We start from the raw sequence: 230 nt of genomic DNA, 5'->3' as shown, positions 1-230 counted from the left end.
AATATAAGAAGCCTTTAGCCATGGGAATATAAGTAATATCAATTGCCCAAGCTTGGTTCGGGTAAGTCACTTCGATATCACGCAGCAGATAGGGGTAAACCTTGTGTGCCTTATTTGCTAGTGTTGTTTTTGGCTTGGGATAAATCGCGCCGATGCCCATCTCCCGCATGATCCTGACAATTCGCTTGCGATTAACAAGGCGATTTTTTTTAGCCAGCTCAGTACGAATA

At 43.5% G+C, this 230-nt stretch carries 1 protein-coding gene; it reads right to left on the bottom strand.

Annotation, left to right across the window (positions count from 1 at the left end; all coding sequences use genetic code 11):
- Positions 1 to 230: IS3 family transposase (locus tag HC733_RS22955; RefSeq protein WP_342366056.1), on the bottom strand; the 230-nt coding region annotated here is incomplete at both ends.

It is taken from the genome of Pseudoalteromonas sp. S16_S37 (assembly GCF_014694405.1).
Classification (GTDB): domain Bacteria; phylum Pseudomonadota; class Gammaproteobacteria; order Enterobacterales; family Alteromonadaceae; genus Pseudoalteromonas.
This window is presented reverse-complemented; position numbering and strand designations above follow the sequence as displayed.